General features: G+C 75.9%; 12 protein-coding genes and 1 pseudogene. 3 read left to right on the top strand and 10 right to left on the bottom strand.

Features of this window, described 5'->3' with window-relative positions; translation table 11 throughout:
• Nucleotides 1-1,812, top strand: a complete 1,812-nt coding sequence (locus tag ACI792_RS07685) for a glycoside hydrolase family 15 protein (RefSeq protein WP_456602075.1) — start codon at nucleotides 1-3, stop codon at nucleotides 1,810-1,812.
• Between the two features lie 33 nt (nucleotides 1,813-1,845).
• On the opposite strand, the gene nrfD is transcribed toward ACI792_RS07685, so the two are convergent.
• From nrfD to fdh, 3 genes and pseudogenes are all read right to left on the bottom strand, one after another.
• Entirely contained in the window at nucleotides 1,846-2,880 is a 1,035-nt protein-coding gene (gene nrfD, locus ACI792_RS07680) for an NrfD/PsrC family molybdoenzyme membrane anchor subunit (RefSeq protein WP_456602074.1), read from the bottom strand.
• The gene (locus tag ACI792_RS07675) at nucleotides 2,877-3,929 is read right to left on the bottom strand and encodes a 4Fe-4S dicluster domain-containing protein (RefSeq protein WP_456602073.1); all 1,053 of its coding nucleotides are present in this window, start codon (nucleotides 3,927-3,929) and stop codon (nucleotides 2,877-2,879) included. The genes nrfD and ACI792_RS07675 overlap by 4 nt, the downstream gene beginning before the upstream one ends.
• Nucleotides 3,926-7,222, bottom strand: a pseudogene (gene fdh, locus ACI792_RS07670) (formate dehydrogenase). The gene ACI792_RS07675 and the pseudogene fdh overlap by 4 nt, the downstream one beginning before the upstream one ends.
• A gap of 182 nt (nucleotides 7,223-7,404) precedes the next feature.
• Here fdh and ACI792_RS07665 point away from each other — a divergent pair.
• Together ACI792_RS07665 and ACI792_RS07660 are read left to right on the top strand one after the other, a co-directional pair.
• The gene (locus ACI792_RS07665) at nucleotides 7,405-8,883 is read left to right on the top strand and encodes a phytoene desaturase family protein (protein WP_456602072.1); all 1,479 of its coding nucleotides are present in this window, start codon (nucleotides 7,405-7,407) and stop codon (nucleotides 8,881-8,883) included.
• A 96-nt stretch (nucleotides 8,884-8,979) separates the two neighbouring features.
• Complete coding sequence (locus tag ACI792_RS07660) at nucleotides 8,980-9,387, top strand: phage holin family protein (RefSeq protein ID WP_456602071.1); 408 nt, start codon at nucleotides 8,980-8,982, stop codon at nucleotides 9,385-9,387.
• A gap of 14 nt (nucleotides 9,388-9,401) precedes the next feature.
• On the opposite strand, the gene ACI792_RS07655 is transcribed toward ACI792_RS07660, so the two are convergent.
• From ACI792_RS07655 to ccsA, 7 genes are all read right to left on the bottom strand, one after another.
• Nucleotides 9,402-10,301, bottom strand: coding sequence for a cytochrome c oxidase assembly protein (locus tag ACI792_RS07655; RefSeq protein ID WP_456602070.1), 900 nt, complete (start codon nucleotides 10,299-10,301; stop codon nucleotides 9,402-9,404).
• The gene (locus ACI792_RS07650) at nucleotides 10,298-10,696 is read right to left on the bottom strand and encodes a hypothetical protein (protein ID WP_456602069.1); all 399 of its coding nucleotides are present in this window, start codon (nucleotides 10,694-10,696) and stop codon (nucleotides 10,298-10,300) included. The genes ACI792_RS07655 and ACI792_RS07650 overlap by 4 nt, the downstream gene beginning before the upstream one ends.
• On the bottom strand, nucleotides 10,693-11,880 hold the full coding sequence (locus tag ACI792_RS07645) for a cytochrome c-type biogenesis protein CcmH (RefSeq protein ID WP_456602068.1): 1,188 nt from the start codon (nucleotides 11,878-11,880) through the stop codon (nucleotides 10,693-10,695). The genes ACI792_RS07650 and ACI792_RS07645 overlap by 4 nt, the downstream gene beginning before the upstream one ends.
• The gene (locus tag ACI792_RS07640; protein WP_456602067.1) at nucleotides 11,877-12,416 is read right to left on the bottom strand and encodes a TlpA family protein disulfide reductase; all 540 of its coding nucleotides are present in this window, start codon (nucleotides 12,414-12,416) and stop codon (nucleotides 11,877-11,879) included. The genes ACI792_RS07645 and ACI792_RS07640 overlap by 4 nt, the downstream gene beginning before the upstream one ends.
• Nucleotides 12,413-14,410, bottom strand: a complete 1,998-nt coding sequence (locus ACI792_RS07635) for a heme lyase CcmF/NrfE family subunit (RefSeq protein ID WP_456602066.1) — start codon at nucleotides 14,408-14,410, stop codon at nucleotides 12,413-12,415. Before ACI792_RS07635 ends, ACI792_RS07640 begins: the two co-directional genes overlap by 4 nt.
• Nucleotides 14,407-14,820: a cytochrome c maturation protein CcmE gene (locus ACI792_RS07630; RefSeq protein WP_456579254.1), complete on the bottom strand. Its 414-nt coding sequence runs from the start codon at nucleotides 14,818-14,820 to the stop codon at nucleotides 14,407-14,409. Before ACI792_RS07630 ends, ACI792_RS07635 begins: the two co-directional genes overlap by 4 nt.
• A 91-nt stretch (nucleotides 14,821-14,911) precedes the next feature.
• On the bottom strand, nucleotides 14,912-15,640 hold the full coding sequence (gene ccsA, locus ACI792_RS07625; protein WP_456602065.1) for a cytochrome c biogenesis protein CcsA: 729 nt from the start codon (nucleotides 15,638-15,640) through the stop codon (nucleotides 14,912-14,914).
• Between the last annotated feature and the right edge of the window lies 1 nt (nucleotide 15,641).

Genomic DNA, 15,641 nt, shown 5'->3' with positions numbered 1-15,641 from the left:
ATGGCGCCACGGATCGAGGACTACGCGGTCATCGGTGACCTGCAGACCGCTGCGCTCGTGGGCCGCGACGGGTCGATGGACTGGTTGTGCCTGCCCCGGTTCGACTCACCCGCCTGCTTCGCCGCGATGCTCGACGACGAGCGGGCGGGGCGCTGGCAGCTCGGCCCGGCCGACGGGGCACCGTGCACCCACCGGCGCTACCGCGGTGACTCGCTGATCCTGGAGACCGTGTGGGAGACCGCCGAGGGCACGGTCCGCGTCGTCGACCTCATGCCTGTCCGCGGCGAGGGGGCCGAGGTCGTCCGGCTCGTCGAGGGGCGGTCCGGCCGGGTCCGCATGCGGTCGGAGCTGCGCCCCCGGTTCGACTACGGGCACGTGCGGCCCTGGGTTCACGAGGACGACGACGGCGACCTGGTGGCGATCGCCGGGCCCGATGCGGTGTGGCTGCGGACACCGATCGCGCAGGAACGGCGGGGCGGGACGGCGATCGCCGAGTTCGAGGTCGCCGGCGGGGACCGGGTGCCGTTCGTCCTGAGCCACGGCCCCTCGTACCGGCCGCGCCCCCGTCCGGTCGCGGCCGACCGGGCCCTGGCCGACACCGAGGCCTTCTGGGCCGACTGGGTCGCCCGCTCGAACTACACCGGCCGCTGGGGGGAGGCCGTCCGCCGTTCACTGGTCACCCTCAAGGCGCTGACCTACGCACCGAGCGGCGGCATCGTGGCCGCGGCCACCACGTCGCTGCCCGAGGAGCTCGGGGGCGTGCGGAACTGGGACTACCGCTTCACCTGGCTCCGGGACGCGACCTTCACGCTGCAGGCGCTCCTCGGCTGCGGGTACGTCGCCGAGGCCAGGGCGTGGCGCGACTGGCTGCTGCGGGCCGTGGCCGGCGACCCCGCCGAACTCCGCATCATGTACTCCCTGGACGGCACCCGGAGGCTGCCCGAGCAGGAGCTGACCTGGCTGGCCGGGTACGAGGGCTCCCGGCCGGTCCGCGTCGGGAACGCCGCCGCGGGCCAGTTCCAGCTGGACGTCTGGGGGGAGGTCCTCGTCGGGCTGCACCTCGGCCGGTTGGCCGGGCTGCCCAGCACGGAGGACGCCTGGGCGCTGCAGCGCGGGCTGATGGACTTCCTGGAGTCCCACTGGGACGAGCCCGACCACAGCCTCTGGGAGGTCCGGGGGCGGCCTCGCCACTTCGTGCACAGCAAGGTCATGGCCTGGGCAGGTGTCGACCGGGCCGTCCACGCGGTGCAGGACCTCGGGCTCGACGGGCCGCTGGACCGCTGGCGGGCCCTCCGGGCGGAGATCCACGCCGACGTCTGCGCCCGGGGGTACGACGCCGAGCGGGGGACGTTCACCCAGTTCTACGGCTCGCGCGGGCTCGACGCGGCCCTGCTGCTCATCCCGCGGTTCGGTTTCCTGGACTGGGGTGACCCCCGCGTCGTCGGCACGGTGGAGGCCGTGCAGCGGGAACTGTCCGAGGACGGTCTCCTGCTGCGCTACCGGACCGGCACCGACGGCGGGGTGGACGGCCTGCCTGGCGCGGAGAGCACCTTCCTCGCCTGCAGCTTCTGGCTCGTCGACGCCCTTGCCGGGATCGGTCGCCGCGCGGAGGCCGAGCAGCTGTTCGAGCGCCTGCTGGGGCTGCGCAACGACGTGGGCCTGCTCAGCGAGGAGTACGACACCGCGTGCGGCCGCCACATGGGCAACACCCCGCAGGCGTTCAGCCACGTCGGGCTGGTCAACGCCGCGCGCCACCTCAGCGGCACCCACCCGGCCGAGGAGCCCGACGGGCACCCCACCGGGATGGGGTAGGCCGGCGGCCGTCCCCGGGGGCGACCGCGCCGCTCAGGACCCGGCGTCGGCGGCCGCGGCGTCCCGGGCGGCCGCGCGCGCCCGCTGGGGCTCGACGGTGTACCGGGGGTCCTTCGCGCTGGCCATGCCGGCGTCGAAGACGCCGAACCGGGTGAGCGCCGAGCCGGCCGCCAGGAGTGCCCCACCGAGCACCGCCGGCACCCGCCGTCGGCCGGCGGCCAGCGTCAGCGCCGTCCCGGTCACCGTGCAGGCGCGCGCGACCTCCAGCAGCCGCCCCGCGCGGCCGGTGCGGTACGGCTCGCTCACCACGCCGTGCCCGTGCTCCACCCGGTGCATCGCCGCCAGCTCGATCACCGCCCCCGTCACGGCCACCTGCCGGGCCGGCCCGGACTCCTCCGCGGGGGTGAGGGCGGCGGCGATCCCGCCGCCCGCAGCCATCGCCGAGCCGGCGAACGCGAACGGCAGCTCCCGGTGCGCCTCGTGCCAGGAGGGCACCGCGGTGTCGGCGAGCAGCGCCGCGGTGTAGGTCGTCATCGGCCCGCCGAGCACCGCCGCGCCCACCCCGGTGAGCAGCCGCAGACGCGGGAAGCGGTCCAGCAGGTGCGCGCCGGCCGTGGCTGTGGCGAGCGCGCTGAACGGCGCCAGCACCCAGGAGCCCACCGACAGCGGCGAGGTCGGCTTGAAGACCCGCAGCATGTTGAGGAAGCGCGCGGGTCGCCCCAGGTCGTGGATCAGGTAACCCACCGAGGTGAGCGCCGCACCGCCTGCGGTCAGGTGCGCGGCCCGCGAGAGGGCCGGCCGGCCGGTCAGCTCGGCCATCGTCCCCAGCAGGGCCGAGGTCCCCGCCGCCCCACCGAGGAAGAGGTACAGCGGCACGTCCGGGGTCTTCCACACCGGCGGCTTGATCACCGGTCGCCCGTAGTAGGAGGTGAACTCCGCTTCCCCCACCACGGACTCGCCGGGCCGCGGCGGGCGGCCGCCCGCACGGCGCCGCCGCTCCCGGTCCTGCGCCGGTGGGCCGTCCGCCCGGCGCCAGCCCTCCCCCGGGACGCCCTCGGCCGCGGTCACCGGCGTCGCCCCGCGAAGGCCGAGGCCACCAGTCCCACGACCATCGCCGCGCCCGCGGCGACGTGCCGCCACATGGACGGCAGGTCGCGCGTGGTCACCACCGGATCCGGTGGCAGCCCGTAGACCTCGGGCTCGTCGAGGAGCAGGAAGAAGGCGCCCGCTCCCCCGACCCCGTCGGCGTCGTCGTGCCCGTACAGCCGGGCACCCTCGACGCCCTTGTCCTGGAGCGCCGCCAGCCGCGCGTCGGCACGGGCCCGGAGCTGGTCGAGGTCGCCGAACTGGATCGACTCGGTCGGGCAGGCGCTGGCGCACGCGGGCTGCAGGCCGTCGGTCAGCCGGTCGTAGCAGAGGGTGCACTTGAACACCCGGCCGTCGTCCTGCCGCTGGTCGATGACGCCGTAGGGGCAGGCAGGCACGCAGTAGCCGCAGCCGTTGCAGATGTCCTCCTGCACCACCACGGTGCCGAACTCGGTGCGGAACAGCGAGCCGGTGGGGCAGACGTCCAGGCAGGCGGCGTGGGTGCAGTGCTTGCAGACGTCGGAGCTCATCAGCCACCGGATCTCCCGGTCCGCCGACGGCGTCTGCTGCGGTGCGCTCTGCTCGGCCGTGGTCGCCGAGGCGGGCACCCGCGAGTGGACGACGGGTGGGTCCTCCAGCGGCCGCTGACCGCCGGCCGTCCCCGGCGCCCCCACCGTCGGCATCGGGAGGTCGACCGCACGGCTCTGCTCGACGAAGGCGACGTGCCGCCAGCTGTTGGCGCCCAGCATGCCGGTGTTGTCGTACGACGCCCCGGTCAGCCCGAGCTCGGCGCGGTTGCCCTCCGCGTCGTCCATCGGGAGCGTGTTCCACTCCTTGCACGCCACCTCGCAGGCCTTGCAGCCGATGCACACCGACGTGTCGGTGAAGAAGCCGACCCGCGGCGGGTGGTCGTCGGCCCCGTCACCAGAGCCGTAGCCGCGCTCGCCGGCGACGTCCGGCACCGGCCCGAAGAGCCGGTTGTGCGGGTCGTCGCCGGAGAACGCGGTGCTGGCCGAGCTGATCGTCGTCATGACCGCTCCTCGATCGGGGCCCGCCCGTTGGGGCCGAGCCGTCCGCTCGCCACCCCGGCCCGGCGGCGGTGCTCCTCGACGAACTCGACCAGCGCGGGGCCGCGGGGCCGGCGACCGGGCCGGATGTCGCAGGTGGCCACCTTGGACTCCTGGATGTGCACGTTGGGGTCCATCACCACACCGAGCAGCTCGTTGGCGGAGTCGCCGGTCGTGATGCCGTTCTGGCCCCAGTGGTACGGGATCCCGATCTGGTGGACCTCGCGGCCGGCGACCCGCAACGGGCGCATCCGCTCGGTGACCAGCACCCGCGCCTCGATGGCGTTGCGCGCGCTCACCAGCGTCGCCCACCCCATGTGCTCGAGGCCGCGCTCCGCGGCCAGCTGGGGGCTGACCTCGCAGAAGAACTCGGGCTGCAGCTCGGCGAGGTAGGGCAGCGTGCGGCTCATCCCGCCCGCCGTGTGGTGCTCGGTGAGCCGGTAGGTGGTGACGACGAACGGGAAGGTCTCGTCCAGCGCCGGGTTGGCGCGGTTCCAGGCACCCCGCAGCTCCTTGCGGGCCGGGTTGGCCTGCTGCTCGTACAAGGGGTTGGGCACCGGCGACTCGGCCGGCTCGTAGTGGGTCGGCATCGGCCCGTCGGCCAGCCCGGCCGGCACGAAGAGCCACGCCTTCCCGTCGCCCTGCATGATGAACGGGTCGGTGCCGGCCAGCGCGTCCTCGGCCGTGGCGCCCTCGTCGGGTACGAAGTCGGGCCGCTTGGTGGCCTGGAAGTCCGGGACGTCGGGGCCGGTCCACTCCTGCGCATCCTCGTCCCAGTAGACGTACTTCTTGCGCTCGCTCCAGGGCCGGCCCTCGGGGTCGGCGGAGGCGCGGTTGTAGAGCACGCGGCGGTTCATCGGCCACGCCCAGCCCCACTCCGGCGCCACCAGGTCCTGCTCCGTGTGCGGCTTCTTGCGGTTGGCCTGGTTCACCTCGTCGGCGAAGACGCCGGAGTAGATCCAGCAGCCGCACCTGGTCGACCCGTCGTCCGCGAGCTCGGTGTACCCGGAGACCGCCGTGCCGTCCGGCCCGGTGCCGCTGATCTCCCGGAGCACCGCGTGCGCGCTGGGCTCGTCCAGCGGTCCGTGGGTCGGGTAGTCCCAGGTGAGCTCGAGGATCGGCCGGTCCCGGGGGTCGGTGGAGCCGGCCAGCTTCTCGCGGATGATCCGGCCGAGGTGGAAGTAGAACCACAGGTCGCTGCGGCAGTCCCCCGGCGGCTCCACGGCCTGGGAGTGCCACTGCAGCAGCCGCTGGGTGTTGGTGAACGAGCCGTCCTTCTCCACGTGCGCCGCCGCGGGCAGGAAGAAGACCTCGGTCGGGATCTGCTCGGTGACCAGCTCACCGGTCTCGATCTCCGGGCCGTTCTGCCAGAACGTCGCCGACTCGATCATCTGCAGGTCGCGGACGACGAGCCACTCGAGGTTGGCCAGGCCGAGACGGGACATCTTGCCGTTGGCGTTGCCGACCACGGGGTTCTCCCCGACCAGGAAGTAGCCGGGCACGCTGCCCTGGATCTGCTCGGCGATCGTCGTGTAGTTGCTGTGGTCGCCGGTCAGCCGGGGCAGGTGGTCGAAGCAGAAGTCGTTCTCCGGCTGCGCGGCGTCGCCCCACCAGGCTTTCAGCAGGCTGACCGTGTACGTCCGCATGTTGCCCCAGTAGCCGACGGAGCCCGAGGCCTCCGCGACGAAGTCGTCGAGGTCGCGGTCCTCGCGGGCGTGGGGCATGGGGATGTAGCCCGGGAGGATGTTGTAGAGGGTGGGGATGTCGGTGGACCCCTGGATGCTCGCGTGCCCGCGCAGCGCCAGGATGCCGCCACCCGGGCGGCCCATGTTGCCCAGCAGCGCCTGCAGCACGCCGGCCGCGCGGATGTACTGGACGCCGACGGTGTGCTGCGTCCAGCCCACCGAGTAGACGAAGGCGCTGGTGCGCTCCCGCCCGGAGTTGCTGGTGAGCGCGTCGGCGACCTTCAGGAAGACGGCCGGCTCGATGCCGCACACCTCGTGGACCAGCTCCGGGGTGTAGCGCGCGTAGTGGCGCTTGAGCACCTGGAAGACGCACCTCGGGTGCTGCAGGGTCTCGTCCCGGCGGGGCTTCCCGCCCACGGGGATCCCGCCGCTCCCCGCCTGCTCCGAGCCGCCCTCGGAGTGCTCCTCGGCGTCCGGCGCGTCGGCCTGCCCGCCGCCCGACGCGCCCGACGCCCCCGGCTTGGGTGCCTGCCGCTGCCCCGCGGCAGCGGTCACGGACGTGCCCTCGTACTGCCACGTCGTCTCGTCGTACTGCCCGTTCTCCGCGTCGTAGCCGGAGAACAGCCCGTCGAGGTCCTCGGTGTCCTGGAAGTCCTCCCGCAGGATGGCCGCCGCGTTGGTGTAGGCGGCGACGTACTCGCGGAACTCCAGGCCGTTCTGCAGGACGTGGTTGATCAACCCGCCGAGGAAGGCGATGTCGCTGCCCGCCCGGAGGGGGACGTGCAGGTCGGCCAGCGCGCTGGTGCGGGTGAACCGCGGGTCGACGTGGATGACCGTCGCGCCGCGCGCCTTGGCCTCCATCACCCACTGGAAGCCCACCGGGTGGGCCTCGGCCATGTTGGAGCCCTGGATGACGATGCAGTCGGAGTTGGCCAGGTCCTGCTGCGGCATCGTCGCCCCGCCGCGACCGAACGTGGTCCCCAGACCGGGGACCGTGGAGGAGTGCTATATGCGCGCCTGGTTCTCGACCTGCACCGCGCCCAGCGCGGTGTAGAGCTTCTTCATGAGGTAGTTCTCCTCGTTGTCGAGGGTCGCCCCTCCGAGGCTCGCTATCCCCATGGTCCGGTTGACCCGCTTGCCGTCGACCTCGTCCTGCCAGGTCTCGCGGCGGGTGCGGATCACCCGGTCGGCGATCATGTCCATCGCCGTGTCGAGGTCGAGATCCTCCCACTCCGTCGCGTGCGGCCGGCGGTACCGGACCGTGGTCTGGCGGGTGGGGCTGGTGACCAGGCTCTTGCTGGCCGCGCCCTTGGGGCAGAGCCGGCCGCGGCTGATCGGCGAGTCGGGGTCGCCCTCGATCTGGGTGACCTTCTCGTCCTCCACGAACACCCGCTGGCTGCAGCCCACCGCGCAGTAGGGGCAGACGCTCTGCACGACCCGGTCCGCGGTGGCCGTGCGAGGGGTGAGGGCGTCGGTCCGCCTGCTGCGCACGGCGTCCCCGCGACCGAGGGGGTCATCGCCGGTGAGCTGCCGGACCACCGGCCACGCGTCGAGCCAGGTCTTCACGAGCACCTCCTGCAGGGCCCGTCCGGCCGGAGGCGGACGGGGTGCCGGGGTGTGCAGGCACGGTCTCCGGTCGCACACCTCGGCCCGTTCGGCTGCCGCTCCCGACCCTAGCCACCGGCCCGTGGACCTGCACGTCCGCGCGCCCTCCCGCCGTCGCCGGCTGGCCGGTGGCGGGGCCCTCCCCCAGCATGGGGTCGGTGAGCGGGAAGCCGGATGCCGTCGTCGTCGGTTCGGGGCCCAACGGGCTGGCGGCGGCGCTGCGGCTGGCCGCCGCCGGTCTCCGCGTGCAGGTCGTCGAGCGGAACCCGCGGCCCGGTGGCGGGCTCCGCACGGCCGAGCTGACCCGGCCGGGCTTCGCCCACGACGTGTGCGCGTCGGTGCACCCGATGGCCGCCGCGGCGCCCTTCTTCCGGGAGTTCGACCTCGCCGCCCGGGGGGTGCGGCTGCTCTCGCCGGAGATCCCCTACGCGCACCCGTTTGACGGGGGGCGCGCCGCGGTCGCCCACCCGTCGCTGCAGGAGACCGCCGCGGGTCTCGGACCGGACGGCCCCGCCTACCGCCGCCTCCTGGAGCCCCTGGTCGAGCACGCGGACGACGTCGTCGACTACGTCCTCGGCAGCGCCTTCCGCCGGGTGCCCACCCAGGGCATCCCGGCACTGGCCTGGTTCGCCGCCAACGGGCTGCCGGACATCGGCCGGCTCACGCGGCTCTGGTTCCGCACGGACGAGCCACGGGCCCTGCTCGCCGGCGCCGCGGCCCACGGGATGCTGGAGCTCGACCGGATGATCACCGGGGGGCTCGGGCTGCTGCTGGGCATGCTCGCCCACCACCGGGGCTGGCCGCTGGTGGAGGGCGGCTCGCAGCGCCTCGCCGACGCCATGGTGAACGCGCTGGAGGAGCAGGGAGGCGAGCTGGTCACCGGGCACGAGGTGACCGACCTGCGGGAGTTCGACGGCGTGCCCGCCGTCCTGCTCGACACCACGCCGTCGGCGTTCGTCCGCATGGCCGGTGACCGCGTGCACGAGGGCTACCGGCGGTGGGTCGGCAGGTACCGCGGCGGCCCCGGGGTGTTCAAGGTGGACTGGGCGCTGTCGGAGCCGGTGCCCTGGACCGACCCCGACGTCCGGCGCGCCGGCACCGTGCACCTGGCGGGCACCCTCGAGGAGACGGTCGCCGCCGAGTCGGCGCCGGCCGAGGGGCGGCACGTGGAGCGACCGTTCGTGCTGGCCGCCCAGCCCACCGTCGTCGACCCGACGCGCGCGCCCGCCGGCAGGCACGTGCTGTGGGCCTACGTGCACGTGCCCCCGGGCTCGGAGGTCGACATGACCGAGCGCATCGAGGCGCAGGTCGAACGCTTCGCCCCCGGCTTCCGGGACACGGTCCTCGACCGGCACACCACGAGCCCGCGGGAGCTGGAGGCGCACAACCCCAACGACGTCGGCGGCGACATCTCCAACGGGCTGGCGTCCCTGTGGCAGATGCTCGCCCGCCCCGTGCCCCGCTGGAACCCCTACCGGACCCCGGTCCCCGGCACCTACCTCGCGTCGGCGGCCACCCCGCCCGGGCCCGCCGTGCACGGCATGTGCGGGGACAACGCGGCCCGCGTCGCGCTGCGGGAGGTCTTCGGGGTGCGGACGGCCCCGCCGCTGCGACCGCCCGCGGCCTGACGGCCCGGCTCGGTGCCCCGGGTTCGGGGCCCGGGGACGCCGGGTAGCGGACGTGGTGCCGCACCGGTCCACCCGCCCGAGCGCGAGGAGCACCCCATGAGCGAGCCGAACCGGAACACCTCCACCAGCGATCTGCTCCAGTCCCTGAGCGCCGAACTCTCGACCCTCGTCCGGCAGGAGCTGCAGCACGCCCAGGCCGAACTCGCGGGGAAGGCGCGGCAGGCCGGCCGCGCCGGCGCGCTCCTCGGGGCCGCCGGCGTCCTCGGGGCGATGGCCGTCGGCAGCTCGGCCGCCCTGCTGCTGCGCCTCCTGGACCGGACCGTCAGCCCCACGACCTCCGCCGCGCTGACGACCGGGCTGCTCGCCGGTGGCGCCGGCGCGCTGACCGCCGGCGCCCTGGCGGAGCTCCGCCGGGCGTGGCCGCTCGTCCCCGACGAGGTGGTGGACAGTCTCCGCGAGGACCTCCGCGCCGCCACGGCCACCGAGCGCCCCCCGGCCGGCTGAGCCTCCGGGGCGCCTCAGCGGCCCGCGGCGTCCAGGGCCGGCCGGGACCGGTCGGGCACGGGCGGGACCGGCGGCGCGTCCTCCTCCGGTGCGGAGCGGAGCAGGCGCAGCAGCAGCAGGACGGCGGCCAGCAGGTAGACCGGCGTGCCGGCGGCCCACAGGACGGCGCCGGCGACCTGCTGGTCGGCGACGGGGTCGAAGCCGTGCTCGGCCGCCGTCCCCACGTACACCCCGTACCAGGGGGTGGACGAGAGCATCATGACCCCGCCGAGCACCGCCTCGCCGAACGCCGGCACCAGGACGGCGACCAGCCCGGCCACCAGCTGGCCGAGCCGCCGGCGCGGCACCCGGAGCACGCACCACCAGAAGACGGCGGCCGCGGTGAGGAACGTCAGGTGCTCGGCGACGTGGAGGACCTCCGAGCGGACGGCCGCCTCGTAGGCCCCGGGCAGGTGCCACAGCAGGACCACGGTGAGGTAGCCACCAGCAACGCCGAGCACCACGGCCGGGCGGCGCGCCCACCGGACCACCGCCGCCCACGGTGCCGCGACGACCTCGCGCGCCGGGGGCGGCAGCGCCGCGAGCACGCGCGGGACCGGGTCGGCGAGCACCAGCAGCGGCGCGGCCACGATGGTCAGCAGCAGGTGCTGCACCATGTGCGCGGCGAGGGAGTCCTCGGCGAGCTGCTCCAGCGGTGACGCCAGGGCGGCACCGAGCGCGGCCAGCCCGAGCAACCAGGCGGCACCCGGGCCGGCGACCGCCCACGGGGAGCGGCGGCGGGGGGCGGACCAGGCGAGCAGGCACGCGTAGCCGAGGGCGGCCAGGCCCAGCACCGCGATCGTCGCCCAGGACCAGCCGCCGTCCCCGCCCAGCGGGTGGGCGAGCGTGCTCGCCGGGAGCGGGACGCCGCTCACCGCGCGCCCTCGGTGTCGACGACGTCGACGACCGTGTGCATACCTGCGGCGTGGTGCCCGGTCACCGTGCACCAGAGCTCGACGCGGTCGTCGGCCGACACCGCGAAGGTCAGCTCGTGCGCCTCACCGGGGTCGAGCACCGGGGTGACGGCCCGCTCGTCGCCGTCGACGCGGACGGCGAGGTCGTGCGGCGCGGCGCCGGTGTTGGTCACGACGAGCCGGATCTCCCCCGCGGCCAGCGGGCGGCCCTCGGTGAGGACGTCCCACTCGGTCAGCCCGACCCGCTGCTCGGCCCCCGGTGGACCCGGTGCCGCCGGCGGGGCGTCGGCCGTGCACCCGGTGACGGCGGCCAGGAGCACGAGCGGGAGCAGGGCTCGTGCGGGGCGCGCGGTCACGGCTCCCCCAGCAGTTCCCGCACGGCGTCGGCGGCCGGGTGCTCGGGGGCCAGCTCCAGGAAGCGCCGCAGGGTGGGGCCCGCCGCCGGATCCCCGAGGGCGTGCTCGGCGGACCCGAGCATCAGGAGCGCCTCCGGGTGCTCGGGCGCCGCGGCCAGGACGGTCCGCACCAAGGGGACGGCCTCGTCCGGCCGCTCGTCGCGGAGGAGCGCGAACGCCAGCGACAGCACCACCGCGAGGTCCTGCGGGCGCTCCTCGAGCACCGCCCGGTACGCGGTCGCCGCCTCGGCGAACCGGCCCGCGTCGTCCAGCGCCCGCGCCTGCCGGAGCAGCTCGTCGGCGAGGTCGGCGGCGACCGCGCCCTCCTGGGCGGACGGCACGGCTGCCTGCTGCGGCCCGGCGGCGGCGGGTGCGAGCACCCGCGGGACGGCGACCACGGCGACCGCTGCCACCGCCGCGACGGCGACCACCGGGACGAGGACCGCGGGGCGCGGCAGCCACGCCCGCCGATCCGGCGCCGGGACGGGCGCCGCGTCGTCCTCCGCGGCCGCGGTACGCGCCCGCTCGGGCCCGGGCGAGGCCAGCCGCAGCACCTCCGCCAGCAGCTCGTCCTCGGCGGTGCGGGCATGCGCACCCCGCGGCCCGGACCGGACGTCGTCGAGCAGCTGCAGGGCCGCCTCCAGCCGCTCGTCGTCACCGGAGCCGGTCAGCCGGTCCCGGCGGGCCAGGGCCGCCGTCTCCGCGGCCTCGGCCGCACTCCGCTCCGCGTCGGTCAGCACCGGCCGGCCGGCCGGCCGGCGGCGGGAGACCAGGACGCCGACCGCGACCGCCCCGCCGAGCAGGGCCGCCCCGGGAAGCACGACCAGCGCCCAGCCCACCCCCTCCCGCGGCGGGTCGAGCAGGATCCACTCGCCGTAGCGGGCCGCGAAGTGCGCGCGGATCTCCTCGGGGCTCCGGCCGGCCGCCACCTGCTCGGCGATGACCGCGCGCATCCCGCGGGCCGCCGGCGCCGCCGAGTCCGCCGCCGACTCACCGGCGCAGGTGGGGCAGCGCAGCCCGGCCGCGACCTCGCGCGCGGTCGCCGCCGGGTCGGCGCGCCCCGCCGGCTCCTGGCGCCACCACAGGGCGGCGACAAGGGCGAGGGCGGCCAGCACCACGGCCAGGACCCGCAGCCGGCCGCTCACCCCTCCTCCAGCCGCGGCAGCACTTCCTCCGCCAGCCACTCGGGCGAGACCGGGCCCACCCGCCGCGCGACGACCGTGCCGTCGCGGTCGACCACGAAGGTCTCGGGCACGCCCGTCGTCCCCCACTCGACCGCCAGCCGGCCGTCCGGGTCGGCCACGCTCGGGAAGGAGGTCCCCCCGACACCGGCGAGGAACTCCCGCGCGGCGGCTCCGTCGTCGTTCACGTCGATCCCGACGAGCCGGAGGCCCTCCGGCCCCCACTGCCGCGCCGTCTCGACCAGCAGGGGCATCTCCTCCCGGCAGGGGGCGCACCAGGACGCCCACACGTTCACGAGCACGACCGAGCCGCGCAGCTCCGCGAGGTCGAGGTGCCCGCCGTCGAGCGTGGCGCCCGACAACGCCGGGGCGGGGCCGCCGACCATCGCCGTGGCCGACGCCCCCCGGGGGCGGTCGAGCGCGAGGGCCAGCGGGACCAGCAGCGCCAGGCCCACCAGCAGGGCGGGGACCAGCAGCAGCCACCGCCGCCGGCCGCTCACCGCTCACCCGACGGCAGGCTCGGCACGGGGGCCTCCGACGGTGCGCGGTCGCGCCGGGCCCGGCGGGCGGGCCACCCGGCGATCACGGCCCCGAGGGCCATCACCGCGCCGGCGATCCAGAGCCAGGAGACCAGCGGGTTCACCGCGATGCGCAGGAGTGCCCACCCGCCGTCGGGATCGACCTCGGTGACGGTCAGGTAGACGTCGCCGGCGGGCGTGGAGCGGACCGCCGGCGAGGCCACGGTGATCGAGTGCGCCGGGAAGGTCCGCAGCTCCGGCTCGGCCGTGCCGCGGGCCGTCCCGTCCTCGGCCAGCGCCACCCGGGCGACCACGCGCATCTCCTGCGCGGTGCGCTCGCGCCCGACCGACTCCAGCCGCGCCGTCCACCCGGCCGCCGCCACGGCCTCCCCCACGTCGACACGCTGCTCCGTGGCGGTCGCGAAGGACGAGGACGCCGCGACGGCGACCGCGGCCAGCGCCACCCCGACGTGCACGACCAGCCCGCCGTGCAGCCGCCGCCGGCGGCGCACGGCCTCCAGGAGGGAGCCCGGCCACGACCGGCCGGTGGTCCGTCGCGCGACGCGGGCGCCCTGGGCCACCAGCTGGACCGAGGTGGTGAGCACCAGGGCGGCCAGGCCGAAGGAGGTCAGCGCCGCGGCCCCGTGGACGCCGAGCACGACGAGCAGCGCCACGGACGAGACGGAGACGGCGACCGGGCCCGCCGCCCGCCGCGCGAGCGCCGGCACCGAGTCACCGCCCCACGACACCAGCGGCCCGAGGGCCATGAGGAGCAGGACGACGAGCGCGACCGGCACCGCCATCTGGTTGAAGTACGGCGGGCCGACCGAGACCTGGCTGCCGTCGGCGAGCTGGGCGAACACCGGGAACAGCGTGCCCAGGAGCACCGTGAAGGCCAGCCCGACCAGCAGGACGTTGTTGCCCAGGAACACCGTCTCCCGGGAGAGCCGGGCGTGCAGGGTCCCGTCGGGCCCGAGCCGGTCGGCGCGCCACACGAGCAGCACCGCGACGGTGACCAGGACGACGCCGATGAACCCCAGGAGCAGCGCGCCCAGGGACGACCGGCTGAAGGCGTGCACGCTGTCCACGATCCCGCTGCGGGTGAGGAACGTGCCGACCAGCACGAGCACGAAGCCGGCCACCGCCAGGCAGACGTTCCACACGCGGAGGGTGGCCCGGCGCTCCTGCACCATCGCCGAGTGCAGCAGCGCCGTGGCGGTCAGCCAGGGCAGCAGGGAGGCGTTCTCCACCGGGTCCCACGCCCAGTAGCCGCCCCAGCCCAGCACCGCGTAGGACCACCACGCGCCCAGGACGATGCCCAGGGTCAGGAAGGTCCAGGCCACCAGCGTCCAGCGGCGGACGGCCAGCAGCCAGCCGCGCCCGGTGTCGCCGGTGACCAGCGCCGCGACCGCGTAGGAGAAGGGCACCGCGAGCCCGACGTAGCCCAGGTACAGCAGCGGGGGGTGCGCCCCCATCAGCGGGTTGTCCTGCAGCAGCGGGTTGGGGCCCGGGCCGTCGGCCGGCGCCGGGGACACCCGCTCGAACGCGTTGCCCCCGAAGAGCGCCAGCGCGAAGAAGAAGACGGCGACCACCGAGAGCGTCACGAGCACCCAGGGGTGGTGACGGGCGGCCCGGGCGTCCGGGCGGCGCGCGACGGCGGCGGCGTAACCGGCGAGCACGACCAGCCAGAGCAGCAGCGACCCCTCCAGCGCCGACCACAGGCTGGTCACCGTGTAGTACAGCGGGACGGCGCGGCCGCCGTTCTCGGCCACGTACCGCACGCCGAAGTCGTGCGTCAGCAGCGCCCACTCGAGCACCGCCGCGGCCGCCAGTGCCGCGCCGAGCACGGCGTAGGTCAGCCGCCGCGCGGAGCCGGCCGACGCGCGGCCGGAGGCGACGCCCACCCAGGCCGCGACGGACGTGGCCGCGAGGACGAGCCCGGAGGCCAGCGAGGCGGTCCCGAGCAGCGCCGTCACCCGGCCTCCCCGGCGGGCCGGTACTCGTTGGAGTGCTTGACGAGGACGACGTCGCCGACGAAGACGCCGTCCCCCCGCAGCCAGCCCTCCACCACGGCGCCCTGCCCTTCGGCGAAGACGGCCGGCAGGGCGCCGGTGTACACGACGGGGAGGGTGCCGACGCCGTCGGTCACCGTGAAGCGGGCCTCCGCGCCGACGCGCTCGAGGCTGCCCACCTGCACCAGGCCGCCCAGGCGCAGCCGCTCGTCCTCCGGCGGCGGCTCCGCGAGCACCTCGGCCGGCGTGCGGTAGTAGACGAGCGTGTCGGCGAGGCCGCTCACCCCCAGCAGGGCCAGCGCGCCGGCCACGGCCCCGACCACGACGAGGAGCCGCACCGAGAGGGCGCGCCGCCGCGCCGCCGGCCGGGTCACCGGCGCTCCCGCCCGGGGCGGGTGGCCCACAGGTACCCCGCCCAGACGAGCACGGTCAGCAGGAAGCCGAGGACCACCGCCAGCTCGCCGGTCACCGCCGCCCCCCGGGGACGACGGTGATCACCGGGGCGGACCCGCCGGCCGGCTCGGCCGCCGGCTCGGAGGCACCCGCCCGCAACCCCGCCACCCGGCGGCGTACCACCAGGACCGCCAGCAGGGTGAAGGCCGCGACACCGGCCGCCAGCGCCCAGGCCATCGTCGGGTCGATCGGCGGGCTGCCGTCGGGGCCGAGCACGGTGGGCGGCTGGTGCAGCGTGCGCCACCACACCACGGAGAAGTGCACCACGGGCACGTTGAGGAAGGCGACGACGCCGATGGCCGCGGACCGGCGGGCGGCGACGTGCGGGTCGTCGGCCATGCGGCGCACGCCCAGGTAGGCCACGTAGACCAGCAGCAGCACCGCCGTCGTCACGAGCCGGGCGTCCCACGTCCACCAGACCCCCCAGACCGGGCGGCCCCAGAGCATGCCGAGCGCGATCGCCAGCGCCGTCAGCCCCACCCCCAGCTCGGCGGCGGCCTGGGCGTACCGGTCCCAGCGGAGCTCACGGCGCACCAGGTAGGCGGTGCTGCAGACCAGGACGGTCGCGAACGCCAGGTAGGCGACCCAGGCCGCGGGGACGTGCACGTACATCAGCCGCTGGGCAGGGCCCTGGACGGCGTCCTCGGGGGCCACGACCAGCGCCAGGACCAGGGCGGCCACGGTGGTCCCGCCGGCGGCCGCGGAGAGGAGCCCGTCGCCGGGCACCGTGGTCCTGCGCACG

This window comes from Blastococcus sp. SYSU DS0669 (assembly GCF_054050895.1).
This window is presented reverse-complemented; position numbering and strand designations above follow the sequence as displayed.